This is a genomic window from Spirillospora sp. CA-142024, from assembly GCF_050942325.1.
Classification (GTDB): Bacteria; Actinomycetota; Actinomycetes; order Streptosporangiales; family Streptosporangiaceae; genus Spirillospora.
In genome coordinates, this window is sequence record NZ_CP192077.1 from 4,788,319 (window position 1) to 4,806,856 (window position 18,538).

An 18,538-nucleotide genomic window follows, 5' to 3' on the forward strand; every position below is an offset into this window, starting at 1 on the left:
GCCCGGCACGGCCCGTCAAGGGCCGGCGAGCTCGGCCCGCAACCGGTCCAGGCCCATCGGCCCCAGATCCAGCGCCCGCCGATGGAACTCCTTCAGATCGAACCCCGCGCCCGCACGGCGCCGCGCCGCATCCCGCGCCTCCAGCCAGACCCTCTCCCCCAGCTTGTAGGCGATCGCCTGCCCCGGCCTCCCCAGATACCGGTCGATCTCGAACGCCACCGCCGAATCAGGATCCGGCCCCTTGCGCGCCCGCAGGAACTCGAACCCCAGCTCCGGCGTCCACCGCTCCCCCTCGTGGAACCCCGCACCCGCCGGAATCGGCAACTCCAGATGCAGCCCGATGTCCAGCACCACCCGCGCCGCCCGGAACCGCTGCCCGCCCGCCAGCATCCCCAGCCGATGCGCCGGCTCCCGATAATGACCCAGCTCGTCCATCAGCCGCTCCGCGTACAGCCCCCACCCCTCGCAATGCCCCGGATGCAGCTCACTCGACAGCCGCTGGAACCGGTTCAGCCGCCGATTCAGCGTCGTCACCCCCAGCTGCAGATGATGACCCGGCACCCCCTCATGGAACATCGTCGTCGGAACCGTCCAGGTCACCACGTCCGCAGACGGATCCCCCACCGTCCACCACACCGTCCCCGGACGCGACAGATCCTCCGCCGGCGCCAGATAGTAGACACCCGCCTCCACCGGCGGAACCCGGCACTCGATCCGCCGCAACGGCCCCGGAATATCGAAATGCACCCCGTCCAGATCCTCGATCGCCCGATCCGCCAGCTCCTGGATCCACCCACGGAACGCCTCCGCACCCCCGATCCGGTGCGCCGGATCGGCGTCCAGCGCCGCCATCACCGCCGGCAGCGGCTCACCCGGCAGGATCTCCCCCGCCACCACCGCCATCTCCGACTCGACCCGCGCCAGCTCCTCCCAGCCCCACGCGTATGTCTCCGCCAGATCCGGCTCCGTCCCCAGAAAGTCCCGCACCCCAAGCCGGTACCGGTCCGCACCCAGCGCATCCCGCTCCGGCGCCCGCGCCGCCAGATCCACCGACAGATACGACCCGAACTCCGCCAGCGCCGCCGACGCCGACCGCGCCGCCTCCGCCAACCCCCCGCGCAACGGCCCGTCCCCGTACCGCGCCACCAGATCCGCCAGATACCCCGGAACGTCCGCGCACTCGCGGGCACTGCGCAGCACCTGCCGCCGCGCCGCCACCCGGCCCGCACCGCACGCCCGCCGCAACGACACCCGCAACCCCGCCAGCGCCCCCGGCAACGCCCGCACCCGCGCGTGGACGGCCTCCCAATCGGTGCCCGCCCCCTGATCCAGCAGCTCCAACGCCATCCGCAGCCGCTGCACCGGCCCGTCGGTGGTGTCCAGGAACCCCTCCCGCACCCCCGCCTCGTCCAGCGCCACGTCCACCTCGAGACGCTCCCGCAGCACCGCCGCCGCGATCCGCCCCGCCTCGCCCTCCACCCCGGCACGGCCCAGCTCCGCCAGCGTCCGCCGCGCCAGATCCGCCCGCGCCGCGAACCCCTCCGGGCCGTAGTCGGTCAGCCGCGAATCCTGCCCCGCGATCCCCATCATCGCCGCCGTGCACGGATCCAGCGCGGCGAACTCGTCCACATACCGGCCGGCGAGATCATCCAGAGCGGTCACCGCCCCAGGCTACGACCCGCACCCCGAAAAGCGATCATGAAAATGTGCCAAACCGGCCCACCGTCGGCGGACCCCGCCATCACGGCGCGAGTCACAGCGGCGCCCCGTCGTCCCCACCCGAACCCGACGGAGAAGGCGACGGCGACCCCGACGACGACGGCGGCGGCTGCGACGGAGAAGGCGTCGGCGTCGTCGGAACCGGCGACTGCGACGGCACCCGCAACGACGGCGTCGGCTCCGGCGGCGGAGGCGGCGGCTCCTTCGCCACCGGCTCACACGCGAACAACACCCCCATCAGCAACGCCACCAGCAACAACGCCACCGCCAGCCCCACCACCGCCGCCACAAGATTCCGCTCCGGCGGACCCTCCCCGACCGGACCCGGCACCCCCGGCGGCCGCGGCTGCTCCAACGCCGGCTCCCCCGACCCCAGCCAATACGGCTGGAACTGCGGCCCACGCCGCCGCCCACCCCACCAAGCACGCCCCGCCCCCTGGAACAGCACCGGCTCCAGAAAACGCTCCGCCCCCGCCCGATCCGCCTCATACAGCGTCGCCACCCACGGCGCCGGACCATCCGGCTGCGCCGCCACCACCGGTGCCGCACCACCCGCCTGCCCATCCCCCACCGGACGCCCCGGCGCCGGCACCGCCGCATTGATCGCCGCACGGAACCGGTCCCGCGCCGCCGCATCCCCCGCCGCACCCCGGTTCAGCACCGCCACACTCGCGCGCCGCCCCGCACCGTCCACCCCCAGGAACACGATCCCGGCGGCGGACTCCGACAAACGCGCCGACAGACGAAACGGCCCCAGCTGAGCAGGGTCCCCCGGCGGCAACGGCCTCGACATGGCCGCAACACTAACAACCACACCCTACGATCGGGCCCAAGATCCACCCGGCACACCCGACCCTCAACCGATCACCCACCACACGCACGTATCACCGGCGAACGGGTACAAGTGATCGCGTAGGGTCGTAAGGCGCCCACCGGCACACGATGACAGGGCACACGACGGACACAGCGAGGGACACCCACATGACCATCGCCGCCACCGACGCCGACGAGGCCGCGATCCTCCTGCAGGCCACCCTCGCCGAGGTCAAGAAGGTCATCGTCGGCCAGGACCACATGGTCGAACGCATGATCGTCGCCCTCCTCGCCCGCGGCCACTGCCTCATCGAAGGCGTCCCCGGCGTCGCCAAGACCCTCGCCGTCGGCACCCTCGCCCAAGTCGTCGGCGGCACCTTCGCCCGCCTCCAGTTCACCCCCGACCTCGTCCCCTCCGACATCGTCGGCACCCGCATCTACCACCCCTCCACCGAACAGTTCGACGTCGAACTCGGCCCCGTCTTCGTCAACTTCGTCCTCGCCGACGAGATCAACCGCGCCCCCGCCAAAGTCCAGTCCGCCCTCCTGGAGGTCATGGCCGAACGCCAGGTCTCCCTCGGCGGCAAGACCTTCCCCCTCCCCCGGCCCTTCATCGTCCTCGCCACCCAGAACCCCATCGAATCCGAAGGCGTCTACCCCCTCCCCGAAGCCCAGCGCGACCGCTTCCTCATGAAGATCGACGTCCACCACCCCGCCGCCCACGAAGAACTCCAGATCCTCCAGCGGATGAGCATCGACCCCCCCGAGGCCACCGAACTCCTCGACACCGACCGCCTCGCCGGCCTCCAGCGCGCCGCCGAAGAAGTCGCCGTCCACGAACTCATCGCCGACTACATCGTCCGGCTCGTCATGGCCACCCGCGAACCCGAGCAGTACCGCCTGCCCGACCTGCGCGGCGTCATCGACATCGGCGCCAGCCCCCGCGCCACCCTCGGCCTCGTCTCCGCCGCCCGCGCCCTCGCCCTGCTGTCCGGACGCGACTACGTCCTGCCCGACGACGTCCGCGCCGTCGCACGCGACGTCATGTCCCACCGCCTCGTCCTCACCTTCGACGCCCTCGCCGACGGCGTCGACACCGCCGACGTCATCGCCCAGATCCTCGCCGCCGTCCCCCCGCCCCGCGTCGTGTGGAACCACGGAGCAGCGGCGGTGACCACCGCATGACGGCCAGGAAGCGACGCAGCGGCAAACTCGCCCACCTCGCCCCCGAACGCACCCTGCGCCGCCTCGAACTCCAGGTCACCCGCCGCCTCGACGGCCTCCTCAACGGCGAGCACCTCGGCCTGCTCCCCGGCCCCGGCACCGAACTCGCCGAAGCCCGCGTCTACCAGCCCGGCGAGGACGACGTCCGGCACATGGACTGGGCCGTCACCGCCCGCACCACCACCCCCCACGTCCGCGACCTCATCGCCGACCACGAACTCGAAGCCTGGGCCCTGGTCGACCTCACCCCCAGCATGGACTTCGGCACCGGCACCATGATCAAACGCGACCTCGCCGTCGCCGCCCTCGCCGCCGTCGGATTCCTCACCGTCCGCCTCGGCGACCGCGTCGGCGCCTACCTCATGCACACCGACGGCATGCGCCGCTGGCCCGCCCGCACCGGCAAAGCCGCCATGTACGCCCTCCTCCAGGCCGCCCTCGACGCCCAGTCCGCCGAAGACGCCGCCTCCACCGGCACCACCGCCACCCCGCCCCGCGACCTCGCCGCCGCCGTCGAATCCCTCGACCGCGGCCAGACCCGCCGCGGACTCCGCGTGATCATCTCGGACTTCCTCGCCCCCGACGGCACCGGCCCCACCCCCGCCGGACCGCACGGCCAGCTCCCCTGGGAACGCCCGCTCCGCCGCCTCACCGCCCGCCACCAGGTCCTCGCCATCGAGATCATCGACCCCCGCGAACTCGACCTCCCCGACGTCGGCCTCGTCGAGATGGCCGACCCCGAGACCGGCACCGTCCACGAGATCGTGCTCAGCCGCCGCGTCCGCGAGAAGTACGCCGCCGCGGCCGCCGACCAGCGCGAACGCACCCGCGCCGCGCTGCGCCGCAGCGGCGCCCACCACCTCGTACTGCGCACCGACCGCGACTGGATCGCCGACGTCGCCCGCTTCGCCCTCCGCCAGCGCCGCGCCGCAGGCCGGCCCGTCACCACCGCGGGAGTGCGCCCATGACCTTCCTGTCACCCGAACGCCTCTGGCTCCTCGGCCTCCTGCCGCTCCTGGCCGCCGCCTACCTGCTCCTGCAGATGCGCCGCCGCCAGTACGCCGTCCGCTTCACCAACCTCGCACTGCTGTCCCAGGTCGCGCCCAAACGGCCGGGCTGGCGCCGGCACGTCGCCGCCGTCCTGTTCCTCATCATGATCGCCCTGATGATGTTCGGGTTCGCGCGGCCCGCCACCGCCGTCAAGGTCCCCCGCGACCGCGCCACCATCATGGTCGCCGTGGACGTGTCGCTGTCCATGATGGCCAGGGACGTCACCCCCAGCCGCCTCGACGCCGCCAAGGCCGCCGCGAAGAAGTTCATCGGCGAACTCCCCGGACGCTTCAACGTCGGCGTCGTCGCCTTCGCCGGCAACGCCAACCTCGTCGCCGCGCCCTCCGCCGACCGCGACGCCGCCATCGCCTCCCTCGACCAGCTCGTCCTCGCCAAGCGCACCGCCATCGGCGAGGCCGTGTTCACCTCCCTGCAGGCCGTCCGGTCCTTCGACGCCGACGCCCGGCAGGACCCGCCGCCCGCCCACATCGTCCTGCTGTCCGACGGGGACAACACCACCGGACGCTCCGTGCAGGAGGCCATCGACGCCAGCCGCGTCGCGCACATCCCCGTGTCGACCATCGCCTTCGGCACCCCGTACGGCACCGTCGACATCGAGGGCGAGACCACCAGCGTCTCGGTCAACAAGGAGACGCTGAAGACCCTCGCCGAAAGCACCGAGGGCAAGGCCTACGAAGCCGCCGACGCCGACCAGCTCCGCCAGGTCTACGCCAACATCGGCACCTCCCTCGGCTTCAAGACCGAGCACCGCGACGTCGCCGCCCGCTACACCGGCATCGCCCTGCTGTTCGCCTTCGCCGCCGGCGGCGTCTCCCTCGCCTGGTTCTCCCGCCTGCCCTGAGGCCCGCGGCGGCGCGAACGGCGCGCGAACGCTGATACGGTCGGCGGACGTGGGGGAACACTACTTCGCCGAGCGGCCGGACGCCGCGAGCCGCCGACGCACCGTCGACCTCGTCCTGCCCGACCTGCACCTGCGGCTCGACACCGACAGCGGCATGTTCTCCCCCGACCGCGTCGATCCCGGCACCCGCGTGCTGCTGGAGACCGTCCCCGAGCCGCCCGCGGCCGGCGACCTCCTCGATCTCGGCTGCGGATACGGCCCCATCGCCCTCACCATGGCCAAACGTTCCTCTCAGGCGATGGTTTTGGGAGTGGACGTGAATCAGCGAGCAATCATGCTCGCTGAGAGCAATGCCAAAGCCGCGGGCCTTGACAATGTAAGGTTCAGTTTGGCGGACGACGTGGACCCCGCCCTGAGGTTCGCCGCGATCTGGTCCAACCCCCCGATCCGCATCGGCAAGGCCGCCCTCCACGACCTCCTCCTCACCTGGCTCCCCCGCCTCGCCCCCGGCGGCCTCGCCCACCTCGTCGTCCAGAAGCACCTCGGCTCCGACTCCCTGCAGCGGTGGCTGAACGACCAGGGCTTCCCCACCGAGCGGATCGCCTCCCGGTCCGCATACCGCGTCCTGCGCGCCGCACCCCGCACGGAAGGCCACACCCGATGAGCACCCCCGACCCCGCGCAGGGACGCCGCCAGCTGCGGCCCACCGACGTCAAGCGCCTCAACCGCGACTGGCGCCGCCGCACCGGCGCCCGCCTCGGCCTGCTCGTCGAGTCGGTCACCCAGCCGTTCAACATGGGCTCGATCATCCGCAGCGCCGCCGTGTTCGGCGTCGAGCACCTCTGGCTCGCCGGCAACGCCACACCCCCGACGCACCGCAACGTCGCCAAGACCGCCCTCGGCACCGACCGGCTCCTCCCCTGGGAACACTCCGGCACCCCCGCCGAGGCCGCCGCCGCCGTCCGCAAGGAGGGCCTGCGCCTCGTCGCCGTCGAACTCACCACCGACGCCGTCCCCCTCCACGAGGCGCCCCTGGACGGCGACGTCTGCCTCGCCGTCGGCGGCGAGGACCACGGCTGCTCCCCCGCCCTGCTCGCCGCCGCCGACGCCGTCACCTACATCCCGCAGATCGGCCGCGTCGGCTCCCTCAACGTCGCCGTCGCCACCGCCATCGCCCTCGCCGAGGCCCGCCGCCGCGAGTGGAGCGCCTGACCGCACGGCACGCTACGATCTCCCCGTGCAGTTCCTCATCTTTGCGTAGGACGCCCGCGCCGCCGCGAACGCGACGGCGCCCTTCAGCGTCCCCGTGAACCGCCCGCCTCGGGCCCCTTCTGAGGAACCGTTCCGTGACATCGTCATACGCGGCCGTCCTGCGGGCGCCGCACGCCCTCCGCACCTTCTCCCTGGCCCTGCTCGGACGCCTGTCCTACGGGACCGTCTACCTGTCCCTGACCCTGGCGTACACCGCGTCCACCGGCTCCTACGCCCAGGCCGGCGGGCTCATGGCCATGCTCGGCCTCACCGTGTCGGTCCTGTCGCCGCTGCGCGCCGCGCTCATCGACCGGCACGGCCCGCGCCGCACCCTCCCCCCGATGACCACCGCCTACGCCCTCCTCCTGGCCGCGCTGGCCGCCCTCACCTGGCGGCCGGGCGCGCCGTTCCCGGTGCTCGCCGCCCTGACCGTGGCCACCGGCGTCGCCGCTCCCCCGATCGGCGTGGTCATGCGGACGCTCTGGCGAGGCCTCGTCCCGGACGGACCCCTGCTGCGCCGCGCCTACAGCCTCGACACCGTCTCCGAGGAACTCGTGTTCGTCACCGGCCCCCTGCTGGCGGGGCTGCTGGCCGCGGTCGCCTCGCCGGCCCTCGGAATCGCGCTCAGCGCCGTTCTGGTGGCCGCCGGGACCGCCGGCATGACGACGTCCCCGGCGGCCCGCCCCGGCCCCGCCGAGCGGCGCCGCACCCCACGGGGACGGGTGTTCCCGCTCGTCCCGTCCGTCGCGGCCGCCGCCACCGGCGTCGTCCTCGGCTCGACGGGCCTGCTGGCGGTCGCGTTCACCCAGCATCACCACCAGCCCGCCGCCGTCGCGTGGGTGGAGGCCGCGCTCGGGGTGGGCAGCACCCTCGGCGGTCTCGCCTACGGCGCCGTGAGCCGCTCCTCCCCCGGACGCGGCCGGCTCGCCGCACTCGCCTGCCCGCTCGGCCTCGCCCTGGCCGCCGCGGGTCTCACCCCGTCCGTCGCCTTCCTGGCGGCGGCGGCGTGCGCGGCAGGGCTGTTCATCGGCCCGACCCTGACCACCGCCTACCTGCTCGCCGACGCCGGCGCGCCGCCCGGTGCCCGGACCCGCGCCGTGGCCTGGGTGAACACCATGCTGAACCTCGGCGCGTCCGCGGGGACGGCCGCCACCGGCGTGCTCCTGGACGCGCTGCCGCTGCCCGCCTGCTACGCCCTCGCCGGCGCACCCGCCGCGCTGGTCCCGGTGATCCTGCTCGTTTTGCCGAAACGGCAAGGCGGTTCGCCGGAACCGGCGGGCACGGCGCACCATCGGGGCATGGACGAAACAACCACTCCCCAGGAGTACTGGGACGGACGGTATGCCGAGCGCCACCACATGTGGAGCGGCGAACCCAACGCCGTCCTCGTCCAGGAGGTCACCGAGCTGCAGCCCGGCACCGCCCTGGACCTGGGATGCGGCGAAGGCGCCGACGCGATCTGGCTCGCCCGCCGGGGCTGGCGCGTCACCGCCGCCGACATCTCCGGCGTCGCCCTCGAACGCGCCGCCCGCCACGCCGAAGAGGCGGGCGTCGCCGACCGCGTCGACTGGCGGCGATGCGACATCGCCGAGTCCTTCCCCGGCGGCGTCCACGACCTGGTCTCGGCGCAGTTCCTGCACTCCCCCGCCGACATGCCGCGCGCGGAGGTGCTGCGGGCCGCCGCCGCGGCCGTCGCGCCCGGCGGGACCCTGCTCATCGTCGGGCACGCCGGGCCCCCGCCGTGGGACCCCGACGCCCACCCGGGCGTGCACCTGCCCACGCCCGCGGAGGTGCTGGAATCCCTCGACCTCCCCGACGGCGAGTGGGAGGTGCTGCGCAGCGACGAGCACGAACGCGTCCAGACCGCACCGGACGGACGCACCATGACCCGCACCGACAACGCCCTCAAGCTCCGCCGCCGGTCGGGCTGACCCAAGGGGCCGCCCGGCGTCACCGGGAAGCGGTGTGCTCCATCAGCGCGGCGAACTCCTCCAGGGAGATCTTGCCGTCCCGGTTGGCGTCGGCGGCCACGACCACCTCCACGACGCGGGTGTCGGCGACGTCCTGCCCGAGCTTGACCATCAGGTTCTTCAGCTCGGCCGTCGAGATGTAGCCGTCGCCGTCCACGTCCACGAGCTCGAAGGTCGCCTTGTATTCGTTCACGTCCGCCATGCGTGACACTCCCTCGCCGATCGGTTGCGGCGCCGACGGTAGCACCGGCGTCCCCGCCCCACCCCTTTACGCAGTAAGGTCAGTCCCGGCGGCGCGGTCCGCCATAATCGGACGGGTGCGGCGCTCGTTCGAATTCCTCGACCATCCCGGCCCCATCCCCTTCGCCCATCGCGGTGGCGCGGCCGGCCGCCCGGAGAACTCGATGGCCGCCTTCCAGCGCGCCGCCGATCTCGGCTACCGCTACCTGGAGACCGACGCGCACGCCACCGCCGACGGCGTCGTCGTCGCCTTCCACGACCGCACCCTGGACCGCGTCACCGACCGCACCGGAACCATCTCCCGGCTCCCCTACGCCGAGGTCGCCAAGGCCCGCATCGCCGGCACCGAGCCCATCCCCCGGCTGGAGGACGTGCTCGGGTCCTTCCCCGACGCGCGCGTCAACATCGACCTGAAGGACGCGCCCGTCATCGGCCCGCTCGCCGAGACGCTGCACCGCGCCAACGCCTGGCACCGGGTGTGCATCACGTCCTTCTCCACGCGCAGGCTGACGCAGATGCGCGCCCGCCTTCCCCTGTTCACCGACCGCGAGGTGTGCATGGCGCTCGGGCCACGTGGGCTGATGGCGCTGCGCGCCAGGTCCTACGGCGGGCCCGCCGCCAAGCTCGTCCGCCTCGCCGCCACCGGCGTCGCCTGCGCCCAGGTCCCCTACGGGCTCGGGCCCGTCCCCTTCGTCACCGAGGCGTTCATCGAGCACGCCCACCGGCTCGGGCTGAAGGTCCACGCCTGGACGGTCAACGATCCCGCCGCCATGGCGCGCCTCCTCGACCTCGGCATCGACGGCATCATGACCGACGAGCTGGTCGCCCTCCGCCGGGTCATGTCGGCCCGCGGCCTGTGGCCGCACGGCGAACCGGCCGCCGTGTCCTGACCGCGGCGTGTCCTGACCGCGGCGCTCACCCGGCGAGGCGGGCCAGCTCGGCGCGCAGCCCCGGAACGCCGGTGAACAGCACCGACCGGATGCCCAGGGTCCTGGCCGCCCGCACGTTCTCCTCGCGGTCGTCCACGAACACCACGTCGCCCGGGGCGGCGCCGAGCCGGCCGGTCAGCTCGTGGAAGATCTCCGGCGCGGGCTTGGCCAGCCGCAGGTCAGCGCTGTAGAGACGGTGCCGGAACAGCGACGCCCACGGCCGCCCGTCCACCATGCGGGCGAGCTCGACGGGCGCGTTCGACAGCAGGGCGAGCGGCGTGCCGCGCCCGGCCAGCTCCGTCAGCAGGGCGACGGTGTCCGCGTTGATGTGCCCCCAGGTGCGGACGTCCAACCAAGGAGCGGATCGCCGCCGAGGTCGACGCGCTCCTCACCGACGGGGAGGCCGTCGTCCTGGACGCCGGGACCACCGCGCTGACCGTCGCCCGCACGATCGCCGGCCGGCGGCTCACGGTCGTCCCGCTCGACCTGCACGCCGCGAACGCCCTGAGCGGCGCCGCGCGGATCCGGCTGCTGGTCCCGGGCGGGCGGACCACGCCCGGGGCGCTGGCGTTCACCGGCCCGCTCACCGAGGCGTCGCTCGCCTCACTGCGCGTGGACACCGCCGTCCTCGGCGTGTGCGGCCTGTCGGCCGAGCACGGGCTCACCGCGCACGACCTGGACGAGGTCCCGGTCAAGCGCGCGGCGGTCGCGTCGGCCCGCCGGGTCGTCGCGGTGTGCGACGGCGCCAAGTTCGGCCGCAGCGGCCTCGGCCTCGTCTGCCCGGCCACCGCCCTCGACATGGTCATCACCGACCGGAGCGCGCCCGGGGCGGCCGTGTCCCGGCTGCGCGACGCGGGCGTCGACGTCCGCCTCGTGTGACGGGCGCTGTGCACGCGATGACCGGATCACTGCGGGCTGCCCGGCTCGCCACCTTCGCCTTCTTCGCCCTGAACGGCTTCCTGCTGGGCATGTGGATCGTCCACATCCCCGCCATCGAGCACCGGGCGGGCATCGACCACGCGACGCTCGGCCGGCTCCTGCTGGTCCTCGGCGCGGGCGCCGTCGCCGGCATGCGGATCGCCGGCCCCCTCACCGACCGCGCCGGCGGACGCGTCATCGTGCCGCTCAGCGCGGTGCTGTGCGCCGCGGCGCTGGTCCTGCCGGGCCTCGCCACCGACGCGTGGACGCTCGGCGCGGCCCTGCTGGTGCTCGGCCTCGGCAACGGGGCCCTGGACGTCGCCATGAACGCGCACGCCGTCCAGGTCGAACGCGGCTACGGGCGGCCCGTCATGTCCGCCTTCCACGCCACCTTCTCCATCGGCGGCGTCCTGGCCGCGCTGACCGGCGCGCGGACGCTCAGCTGGGGCTGGAGCCCCGCGGCGGCCCTCGGCGCGGCGGCCGTCCTCGGCGCGGCCGTGGCCGCGGCCGCCGCCCCGGCGCTGCTGCGGTCCGGCCGCGAACCGGGCGCCGCGTCCCCGGCGCGCCGCCGGACGCCCCGGCGCATCTGGGGCCTCGCCGTCCTCGCCCTCATGGTCATGCTGTGCGAGGGGGTGGCCAACGACTGGAGCGTGCTGCACCTGCGCGAACTGGACGCGTCCCCGGGAACCGCGGCTCTCGCCTACGGGGCCTTCTCCGCCGCCATGACGGCCGGGCGGCTGCTGGCCGACCGGGTCGCCGCGCGCACCGGCCCGGTGGTCGTGCTCCGCAACGGCGCCGCCCTGGCCGCGCTCGGGCTGGCGGGCGCGGCGCTGTCCCCGTGGGCCGCGCCGGCCCTGATCGGCTGGGCCGTCTTCGGAGCCGGGCTGTCGGGCTGCGTCCCGCAGCTCTTCAGCGCCGCGGGCCACCACGACCGGGACGCCGCGGGCGCCAACGTCTCCCGCGTGGCCGGGCTCGGCTACCTCGGGATGCTCGCCGGTCCGGCCGTGATCGGCCCGCTGACCCAGGTCATGCCGCTCGGCCTCACGTTCTTCCTGCCCGTGGCGCTGTGCGCCGCGGCCGCTTCGGCGGCGGGCCTCGTGCGCCCGCGGCCGGGCGTCACCGCCCGCCCGGCGGCCGGCCGCGAGTCGGGCGTCAGCGCCTGAAGCCGGGCGGGCGGTACTCGGCCGCGACGCGCATCGGCTGGGAGGGCTGCGGCCGCTCGGCCGGCAGGGCGGGCTGCCCCGGCGGGACCGCGCCGCCGACCTGCAGGTCGGCGCGCTGGGAGCGGACCATCTCCAGGAGCTCCAGATCTTCCGGAGAGACCAGGGCGGCCATCACCCTGCCCCGGCGCGTGAGCTTGACGGGCTCGCCGGTGTAGGCGACCCGGTTCACCAGATCCGCGAACTGGGCCCGTGCTTCGGTAACCGGAACATCCACGTGATTCATCGTATAGCGAAACGCCGGACTGTCCCCTGGCCGTCCGGGTCCCCGCGCATTAGCCTCCATGTGTACGTAGTGTACGAAATGTACAGATGATCGAGGAGGGCACGTGAGCGGCGAACCCAGGCGGCAGGACGGCGGGCGGCGAGCGGAGACCTACGCGGGCAGGTCGCGGGCCTCGGTGACCGAGGTGCCGCTCCTGGCGGACGCGCAGCTGTTCGAGCGGCTGCTCGCGCAGCGGATCGTGTTCCTCGGCAGCGAGATCGACGACCAGGTGGCCAACCGGGTCAACGCGCAACTGCTGCTGCTCGCGGCGAACGACGCGCAGCGCGACATCACCATCTACATCAACTCCCCCGGCGGGGTCGTGGACGCCGGGATGGCGATCTACGACATGATGCAGTTCGTCCCGAACGACATATCCACGGTCGCGATGGGCATGGCGGCGTCCATGGGACAGACACTGCTGTGCGCGGGCACCCGCGGCAAGCGGTACGCGCTGCGGCACGCGCGGGTGATGATGCACCAGCCGCACGGCGGTATCGGCGGCACCGCGTCCGACATCAAGATCCAGGCGGAGCAGTCGCTCTACCTCAAGCGGACCCTGGCGGAGCGGACGGCGTTCCACACCGGGCAGCCGCTGGAGCAGATCGAGGCCGACGGCGACCGGGACGCCTGGTTCACCGCCGAGGAGGCCCGCGACTACGGTTTCGTCGACCACGTCATCGACAGCACCGACCGGGTGGGCACATGACACGAGCGGAGAGGCGCTCCCTCGTCCCCGAGTTCGAGGAGCGGACGAGTTACGGGCGCAAGGACACCGACCCCTACAGCAAGCTGTTCGAGGAACGGATCGTCTTCCTCGGGGCGCCGGTGGACGACATCAGCGCCAACGACGTCACCGCGCAGATGCTGGCGCTGGAGGGGATGGACCCCGACCGGCCCATCGCCCTCTACATCAACTCGCCGGGCGGATCGCTGACCTCGATGCTGGCGATCTGCGACACGATGCGCTACGTCCGGCCCGAGGTCGAGACGACCTGCGTCGGGCAGGCCGGGTCGGCGGCGGCGATCCTGCTGGCGGCGGGCTCGCCCGGGCGGCGGCAGGCGCTGCGCGGCGCGCGGATCCTGCTGCACGAGCCGGCGATCGAGGTGTCCCGCGGCTACACCACCGACCTGGCCATCCAGGCGGCGGAGGTGCTGCGGCTGCGCGCGCAGACCGAGGCGATCCTGGCGGAGGCGACCGGCCGGGACCCCGAGACCGTCCGCCGCGACCTGGACCGCGAGCGCTACTTCACCGCCGACGAGGCCAAGGACTACGGGCTGATCGACGCGGTGCTCACGTCCCGTCACTAGCGCCCCAGCCGGACGCCTCCGGGCGGCGCCCCCGGAGCGGCCGGAAACGGCAGGGTTGGATCACGCCGGGCGCGGGAATCTTGTCACGGTGTTCAGCGTTGGTCAGGGCAAGACCGCAAGCCGTCCGGGAGGCACGTAAAGATGGCCGAGCGCGCACTTCGCGGCACACGACTCGGAGCGACGAGCTACGAGAACGATCGCAACACCGATCTGGCTCCTCGGCAAGAGGTGGACTACACCTGCACGAAGGGCCACCGGTTCACCGTGACGCTCGCAGCCGAGGCCGAGGTGCCGATGACCTGGGATTGCCGCAACTGCGGCGCCGCGGCCCTGCGGGTCGACGGGGAACTGCCGCAAGCCAAGAAGGGAAAGCCGCCGCGCACCCACTGGGACATGCTCATGGAGCGCAGGACCGTCGAAGACCTTGAGGAGGTTCTGGCCGAACGCCTGGAGATCCTCCGGGCGGGGCGCCGAAGGTCCGCGTGAGCGGCTGACAGGATTCGCGGGACGGGCCCGTACCGGTGTGGCGGTACGGGCCCGTCCTCGTGTCCGGGGTCGTTCTCGTGTCCGGGGTCAGCGGCCCGACCGGGGCAGGACCAGTCCGCTTTCGTAGGCGGCGACGACGGCCTGGACGCGGTCGCGGAGCCCGAGCTTGCGCAGGATCCGGCTGACGTGGGTCTTGACCGTCTCCTCCCCGACGACCAGGTGCCCGGCGATCTCGGCGTTGGACAGGCCCGCCGCGACCAGCCGCAGCACGTCGGTCTCGCGCGGGGTCAGCGCGTCCAGGACGTGCGGCGCGGGCGGGCGGGGCCGCAGCCGGGCGAACTCCCGGATGAGGCGCCGGGTGACGGCCGGGGCCAGCAGCGCCTCCCCCGCGGCGACGATCCGGACGGCGTCGAACAGCCGCTCGGCGGTCACGTCCTTGAGCAGGAACCCGCTGGCACCCGCGACCAGGGCGTCGTAGACGTGCTCGTCGAGGTCGAAGGTCGTCAGCATGAGGACGCGCGGCGGGTCGGGGTCGGCGGTGATGCGGCGGGTGGCCTCGATGCCGTCCATGACGGGCATGCGCACGTCCATCAGCACCACGTCGGGCCGGTGCTCCTGGCAGACGCGGACCGCGCCGGCGCCGTCGCCGGCCGTGGCGACGACGGCGAGGTCGGGCTGGGTGCCGAGCAGGGCGCCGAACCCGGCGCGGACGACCTCCTGGTCGTCGGCCACCACGACGCGGACGGTCACGAGTCCTCCTCCAGCGGCAGCGTCGCCTCCACCAGGAACCCGCCGGCGGGCCCGGGACCGGTGCGCAGGTCGCCGCCGGCGGCGGTGGCGCGCTCGCGCATGCCGAGCAGCCCGTGCCCGGCGGGCCCGCCGCCGGGGCCGGGGCCGTTGTCGCGGACGCTGACCCGCAGCGCGTCCGGCGCGTAGTCGATCTCCACGTCGACGGCGGCGCCCGGCGCGTGCCTGCGCGCGTTGGTCAGGGCCTCCTGGACGATCCGGTACGCGGCCAGTTCCAGCCCCGGGTCGAGGGCGGCGACGTCCCCGCGGACGATCAGCCGGACGCCCGCGGCGCCCGACGCGCGGGTCTCGTCGGTCAGGTCGAGGAGCTGCTGCAGGCCCGGCTGGGGGCGGCGGGTCGGCTCGGCGCCGGCGTCCTCGCGCAGCACGCCGAGCAGCCGCCGCATCTCGGTGAGCGCGGTGCGGGCGGTGTCGCCGATGGCCAGCAGCCTCTTGGCGCCGTCCTCCGGCATGCCGGGGACGGCGAGGCGGGCGGTCTCGGCCTGGACGGAGATCATGGAGATGTGGTGGGCGACGACGTCGTGGAGTTCGCGGGCGATGCGGGCCCGCTCGCCGCGCGCGGTGTGCTCCAGCAGCGTGTCCTCGAAGGCGCGCCTCGACGCGTCCCGCGCGGCGGCCTCGGCGCGCCTTCGCAGGATCCGCCGCCGTACGAGCACGGCCCAGGCGGTCAGGAACGCGGCCACGCCGGCGACGGCGACGCCGCGGTGCAGGGCGCACGCCGCGGCGGCCGCGACGGTGATCGTCACGGCCGCGGCGGTGCCCCGGTCGCGGACGAGGGCGAGCGGCAGCGTCGCGCACACGTCCACGACGATCGCCAGGGGGAGGATCACCTCGGAGTCGTGGGTGCGGTAGACGGCCTCGGCGACTGCGGCCAGGGCCAGGCAGCCTCCCGCCACCGGCCACAACGGCCGCCGGGCGTTCTCGTCGCTCTCCCCCACGCACGCCATTGTGACGTGGCCGGAGCCCCGGCGGCGTCCCTCCCGCGAGGGACGCCCGCTCCCCCGGCCCAAGCCCGCCAAGACGCCTCCCCGGCGTGATGACCGGACGCCGCCGCGGTCCGTAGCCTCCCTGGGCATGGAGGCAACCATCGAAGTGCGGGGCCTGCGCAAGCGGTACGGGCCGACCGTCGCCGTGGACGACCTGTCGTTCACGGTCGGGCCCGGGCAGGTCACCGGGTTCGTCGGCCCGAACGGCGCCGGCAAGTCCACCACGATGCGGATGATCATGGGTCTGGACCGGCCCGACGGCGGGGCCGCGCTGGTCGGCGGCCGACCCTACCGGTCGCTGCGGACACCGCTGTGCCGGCTCGGGGCGATGCTGGACGCGGCGGCGGTGCATCCGGCGCGGCGGGCCCGCGATCATCTGCTGTGGCTAGCGCACGCCGGCGGCCTGCCGGCGCGGCGGGTGGACGAGGTGATCGAGCTGACCGGGCTGGCGAGCGCGGCCCGGCGGCGGGCCGGCGGGTTCTCGCTCGGCATGCGGCAGCGGCTCGGGATCGCCGCCGCGCTCCTCGGCGACCCGCCGGTGCTGATGTTCGACGAGCCGGTCAACGGGCTGGACCCCGAGGGGATCGCCTGGATCCGGGCGCTGCTGCGGTCGCTGGCCGCCGAGGGGCGGGCCGTGCTCGTGTCCAGCCATCTGATGAGCGAGCTGGAGGGCGGCGCCGACCACCTGGTCGTGATCGGGCGGGGCCGGCTGATCGCCGACACCAGCGTCGCGGATCTGCTGCACGCCGCGTCCGGCGGCAGGGTCGAACTGCGCACCGCGCGGAGGCAGGAGGCCATGACCGTCCTGGCGCGGGCGGGGGCCACGGTGACGGCGAACGCGCCGGACGCGGTGACCGTGGCGGGACTGGCGTCCGAGCGGATCATCGCCCTGCTCAACGACGCGGCGGTCACGTTCACCGGCGTCTCCGAGCATCGGGCGTCGCTGGAGGAGGCGTACATGGAGCTGACGAGGGACGCGGTGGAGTTCCAGGCCGTGACCGGGCGGGAGGCCCGGTGAGCACCGCGACCTCCTACCGCAGCAGCGTCGAGGCGGAGGCCGGCGACGGGTTCGGCCGGCTGCTGATGGCCGAGTGGACCAAGCTCCGGACCGTCCCGCGCTGGATGCTGGCCCTGCTCGCGTCGGTCGTCCTGACGGTGCTGGTTGCGCTGCTGGTCGCGGCGGGGAGCCAGTCCACCGGCGGCGGCGGCGACCGGCCGTCCGACCCGGCCCTGCTGCAGATCGCCGACGCGGGCCACTTCACCTACCAGCCCCTGGCCGGGGACGGCGCGATCGTCGCCCGTGTCACCGCCCAGGACCGCCCCGACGCGTGGGCCAAGGCCGGGCTCATGATCCGGAGCAGTATCGAGCGGGGAGCCCCCTACGCGGCGCTGGTGGTGACACCGGGACACGGCGTGCGCCTCCAGACCGGCTACGAGAGCGGCGGCGCCGGGGGCGGGACGGGCACCGTGCCGCGTTGGCTCAAGCTGACCCGCTCCGGCGCGACCGTCACGGGCTACCAGTCGCCGGACGGACGCGGCTGGACCCGCGTCGGATCGGTCCGGCTGAAGGGCCTGGCGCGCGTGGCCCCGGCGGGCATGGTCGTGGCCGTCCCCGCCGAGATCCAGGTGCGACGGCAGTTCGGCGGCGAGAGCGTCTCCGGGCACCCGATCGGCACCACCGCCACGTTCGACAACGTGTCGGTGTCCCCCGCGCAGCCGGGCGCGTCGTGGCGCGACCGCGGCGGTCCGGGCGGGCCGGCCGGGCCGGGCGCCGACCTGGACGGCCGCACCGAGTCCGGCGGCACCTTCACGCTCAAGGGAATGGAGGACATCGGCCCCAACGAGTTCGCCGAGGACATCACCGAGCTGACCCTCACCGGCATGCTGATCGGGCAGGCGGCGATCGTGACGCTCGCGGTGCTGTTCGTGACGGCCGAGTACCGGCGCGGCATGCTGCGCACGACGTTCGCGGCCTCCCCCCGGCGCGGCCGGGTGCTGGCCGCCAAGGCGGTCGTGGTGGGGCTGGCGTCGCTGGCGGCGGGGCTGGTCGCGACGTTCGGGGCGATGCTGCTGGCCGGGCCGCTGCAGCGCTCGCACGGAATGAACGTCCCGCCGCTGTCGGACGGCGCCGTGCTGCGCGCCGTCATCGGCACGGCGGCGCTGCTCGCCGTGATCGCGGTGTTCTCGATGGCGGTCGCGGTGATCGTGCGGCGCAGCGCACCGGCGATCTCGATCGTGCTGCTGCTCCTGCTCGTCCCGCAGATCGTGGCGACCGGGCTGCCGCTGTCGGCGGCGCGGTGGCTGGAGCGCCTCACCCCGGCGGCCGGATTCGCGATCCAGCAGACCGTCACGCGGTTCGACCGGGCCATCGGCCCCTGGGCGGGCTTCGGGGTGCTGTGCGCCTATGCGGCCGCCGCGCTGGCCTCGGCCATGTGGCTGGTCAGGCGGCGCGACGCATGAGCGCAGCGAACCGGGGGGCGCGGGGGG

General features: G+C 74.1%; 21 protein-coding genes. 14 read left to right on the forward strand and 7 right to left on the reverse strand.

Translation table 11 applies throughout. The features are described from left to right. Positions 1-15: 15 nt before the first annotated feature. Positions 16-1,662, reverse strand: coding sequence for a DUF885 domain-containing protein (locus ACQPZP_RS23130; protein WP_433471819.1), 1,647 nt, complete (start codon positions 1,660-1,662; stop codon positions 16-18). A 91-nt stretch (positions 1,663-1,753) separates the two neighbouring features. Continuing rightward, positions 1,754-2,512, reverse strand: coding sequence for a hypothetical protein (locus ACQPZP_RS23135; RefSeq protein ID WP_433471820.1), 759 nt, complete (start codon positions 2,510-2,512; stop codon positions 1,754-1,756). Positions 2,513-2,700: 188 nt separating this feature from the next. On the opposite strand from ACQPZP_RS23135, the gene ACQPZP_RS23140 reads away from it, so the two are divergent. The 6 genes from ACQPZP_RS23140 to ACQPZP_RS23165 all read left to right on the forward strand — a co-directional run bounded on the left by ACQPZP_RS23140 (position 2,701) and on the right by ACQPZP_RS23165 (position 8,850). Then, complete coding sequence (locus ACQPZP_RS23140) at positions 2,701-3,717, forward strand: AAA family ATPase (protein WP_433471821.1); 1,017 nt, start codon at positions 2,701-2,703, stop codon at positions 3,715-3,717. Continuing rightward, complete coding sequence (locus ACQPZP_RS23145) at positions 3,714-4,724, forward strand: DUF58 domain-containing protein (protein ID WP_433471822.1); 1,011 nt, start codon at positions 3,714-3,716, stop codon at positions 4,722-4,724. Before ACQPZP_RS23140 ends, ACQPZP_RS23145 begins: the two co-directional genes overlap by 4 nt. Further along, a complete protein-coding gene (locus tag ACQPZP_RS23150; protein ID WP_433471823.1) occupies positions 4,721-5,668 on the forward strand; it encodes a VWA domain-containing protein in 948 nt (315 codons plus the stop codon). Before ACQPZP_RS23145 ends, ACQPZP_RS23150 begins: the two co-directional genes overlap by 4 nt. 49 nt (positions 5,669-5,717) lie before the next feature. Continuing rightward, positions 5,718-6,332: a class I SAM-dependent methyltransferase gene (locus ACQPZP_RS23155; protein ID WP_433471824.1), complete on the forward strand. Its 615-nt coding sequence runs from the start codon at positions 5,718-5,720 to the stop codon at positions 6,330-6,332. Next, complete coding sequence (locus tag ACQPZP_RS23160; RefSeq protein WP_433471825.1) at positions 6,329-6,880, forward strand: TrmH family RNA methyltransferase; 552 nt, start codon at positions 6,329-6,331, stop codon at positions 6,878-6,880. Before ACQPZP_RS23155 ends, ACQPZP_RS23160 begins: the two co-directional genes overlap by 4 nt. Positions 6,881-7,014: 134 nt before the next feature. After that, a complete protein-coding gene (locus ACQPZP_RS23165; protein WP_433471826.1) occupies positions 7,015-8,850 on the forward strand; it encodes an MFS transporter in 1,836 nt (611 codons plus the stop codon). A gap of 19 nt (positions 8,851-8,869) precedes the next feature. Here ACQPZP_RS23165 and ACQPZP_RS23170 read toward each other — a convergent pair whose 3' ends face one another. Further along, positions 8,870-9,091: an EF-hand domain-containing protein gene (locus ACQPZP_RS23170; protein WP_433471827.1), complete on the reverse strand. Its 222-nt coding sequence runs from the start codon at positions 9,089-9,091 to the stop codon at positions 8,870-8,872. A gap of 115 nt (positions 9,092-9,206) precedes the next feature. Between ACQPZP_RS23170 and ACQPZP_RS23175 the strand changes: the two genes are divergently transcribed. After that, the gene (locus tag ACQPZP_RS23175) at positions 9,207-10,019 is read left to right on the forward strand and encodes a glycerophosphodiester phosphodiesterase (RefSeq protein ID WP_433471828.1); all 813 of its coding nucleotides are present in this window, start codon (positions 9,207-9,209) and stop codon (positions 10,017-10,019) included. A 25-nt stretch (positions 10,020-10,044) separates the two neighbouring features. On the opposite strand, the gene ACQPZP_RS23180 is transcribed toward ACQPZP_RS23175, so the two are convergent. After that, on the reverse strand, positions 10,045-10,410 hold the full coding sequence (locus ACQPZP_RS23180) for an HAD-IA family hydrolase (protein ID WP_433471829.1): 366 nt from the start codon (positions 10,408-10,410) through the stop codon (positions 10,045-10,047). A gap of 59 nt (positions 10,411-10,469) precedes the next feature. Between ACQPZP_RS23180 and ACQPZP_RS23185 the strand changes: the two genes are divergently transcribed. Beyond that, positions 10,470-10,937 carry a DeoR/GlpR family DNA-binding transcription regulator gene (locus ACQPZP_RS23185; RefSeq protein WP_433479661.1) on the forward strand — a complete coding sequence of 156 codons (468 nt, stop codon included), beginning with the start codon at positions 10,470-10,472 and terminating at the stop codon, positions 10,935-10,937. 17 nt (positions 10,938-10,954) lie between these two features. After that, on the forward strand, positions 10,955-12,139 hold the full coding sequence (locus tag ACQPZP_RS23190; RefSeq protein WP_433471830.1) for an MFS transporter: 1,185 nt from the start codon (positions 10,955-10,957) through the stop codon (positions 12,137-12,139). Here ACQPZP_RS23190 and ACQPZP_RS23195 read toward each other — a convergent pair. Continuing rightward, on the reverse strand, positions 12,129-12,413 hold the full coding sequence (locus ACQPZP_RS23195) for a type II toxin-antitoxin system prevent-host-death family antitoxin (RefSeq protein ID WP_433471831.1): 285 nt from the start codon (positions 12,411-12,413) through the stop codon (positions 12,129-12,131). The genes ACQPZP_RS23190 and ACQPZP_RS23195 overlap by 11 nt on opposite strands. A gap of 184 nt (positions 12,414-12,597) precedes the next feature. Between ACQPZP_RS23195 and ACQPZP_RS23200 the strand changes: the two genes are divergently transcribed. The 3 genes from ACQPZP_RS23200 (at position 12,598) to ACQPZP_RS23210 (ending at position 14,258) form a co-directional block, all read left to right on the forward strand. Continuing rightward, a complete protein-coding gene (locus ACQPZP_RS23200) occupies positions 12,598-13,170 on the forward strand; it encodes a ClpP family protease (RefSeq protein ID WP_433479662.1) in 573 nt (190 codons plus the stop codon). After that, entirely contained in the window at positions 13,167-13,772 is a 606-nt protein-coding gene (locus ACQPZP_RS23205; RefSeq protein ID WP_433471832.1) for an ATP-dependent Clp protease proteolytic subunit, read from the forward strand. Before ACQPZP_RS23200 ends, ACQPZP_RS23205 begins: the two co-directional genes overlap by 4 nt. Positions 13,773-13,913: 141 nt before the next feature. After that, positions 13,914-14,258 (forward strand): RNA polymerase-binding protein RbpA, encoded by a 345-nt coding sequence (locus tag ACQPZP_RS23210; protein WP_433461367.1) that lies wholly within the window; start codon positions 13,914-13,916, stop codon positions 14,256-14,258. Between the two features lie 87 nt (positions 14,259-14,345). On the opposite strand, the gene ACQPZP_RS23215 is transcribed toward ACQPZP_RS23210, so the two are convergent. Both ACQPZP_RS23215 and ACQPZP_RS23220 read right to left on the reverse strand, forming a co-directional pair. Continuing rightward, positions 14,346-15,008, reverse strand: a complete 663-nt coding sequence (locus tag ACQPZP_RS23215) for a response regulator (RefSeq protein ID WP_433471833.1) — start codon at positions 15,006-15,008, stop codon at positions 14,346-14,348. Then, positions 15,005-16,003, reverse strand: a complete 999-nt coding sequence (locus ACQPZP_RS23220) for a sensor histidine kinase (RefSeq protein ID WP_433471834.1) — start codon at positions 16,001-16,003, stop codon at positions 15,005-15,007. Before ACQPZP_RS23220 ends, ACQPZP_RS23215 begins: the two co-directional genes overlap by 4 nt. Before the next feature lie 136 nt (positions 16,004-16,139). Between ACQPZP_RS23220 and ACQPZP_RS23225 the strand changes: the two genes are divergently transcribed. Further along, positions 16,140-17,069 (forward strand): ABC transporter ATP-binding protein, encoded by a 930-nt coding sequence (locus ACQPZP_RS23225; RefSeq protein ID WP_433471835.1) that lies wholly within the window; start codon positions 16,140-16,142, stop codon positions 17,067-17,069. Next, positions 17,066-18,511 carry an ABC transporter permease subunit gene (locus ACQPZP_RS23230; protein WP_433471836.1) on the forward strand — a complete coding sequence of 482 codons (1,446 nt, stop codon included), beginning with the start codon at positions 17,066-17,068 and terminating at the stop codon, positions 18,509-18,511. The genes ACQPZP_RS23225 and ACQPZP_RS23230 overlap by 4 nt, the downstream gene beginning before the upstream one ends. Positions 18,512-18,538 lie beyond the last annotated feature (27 nt).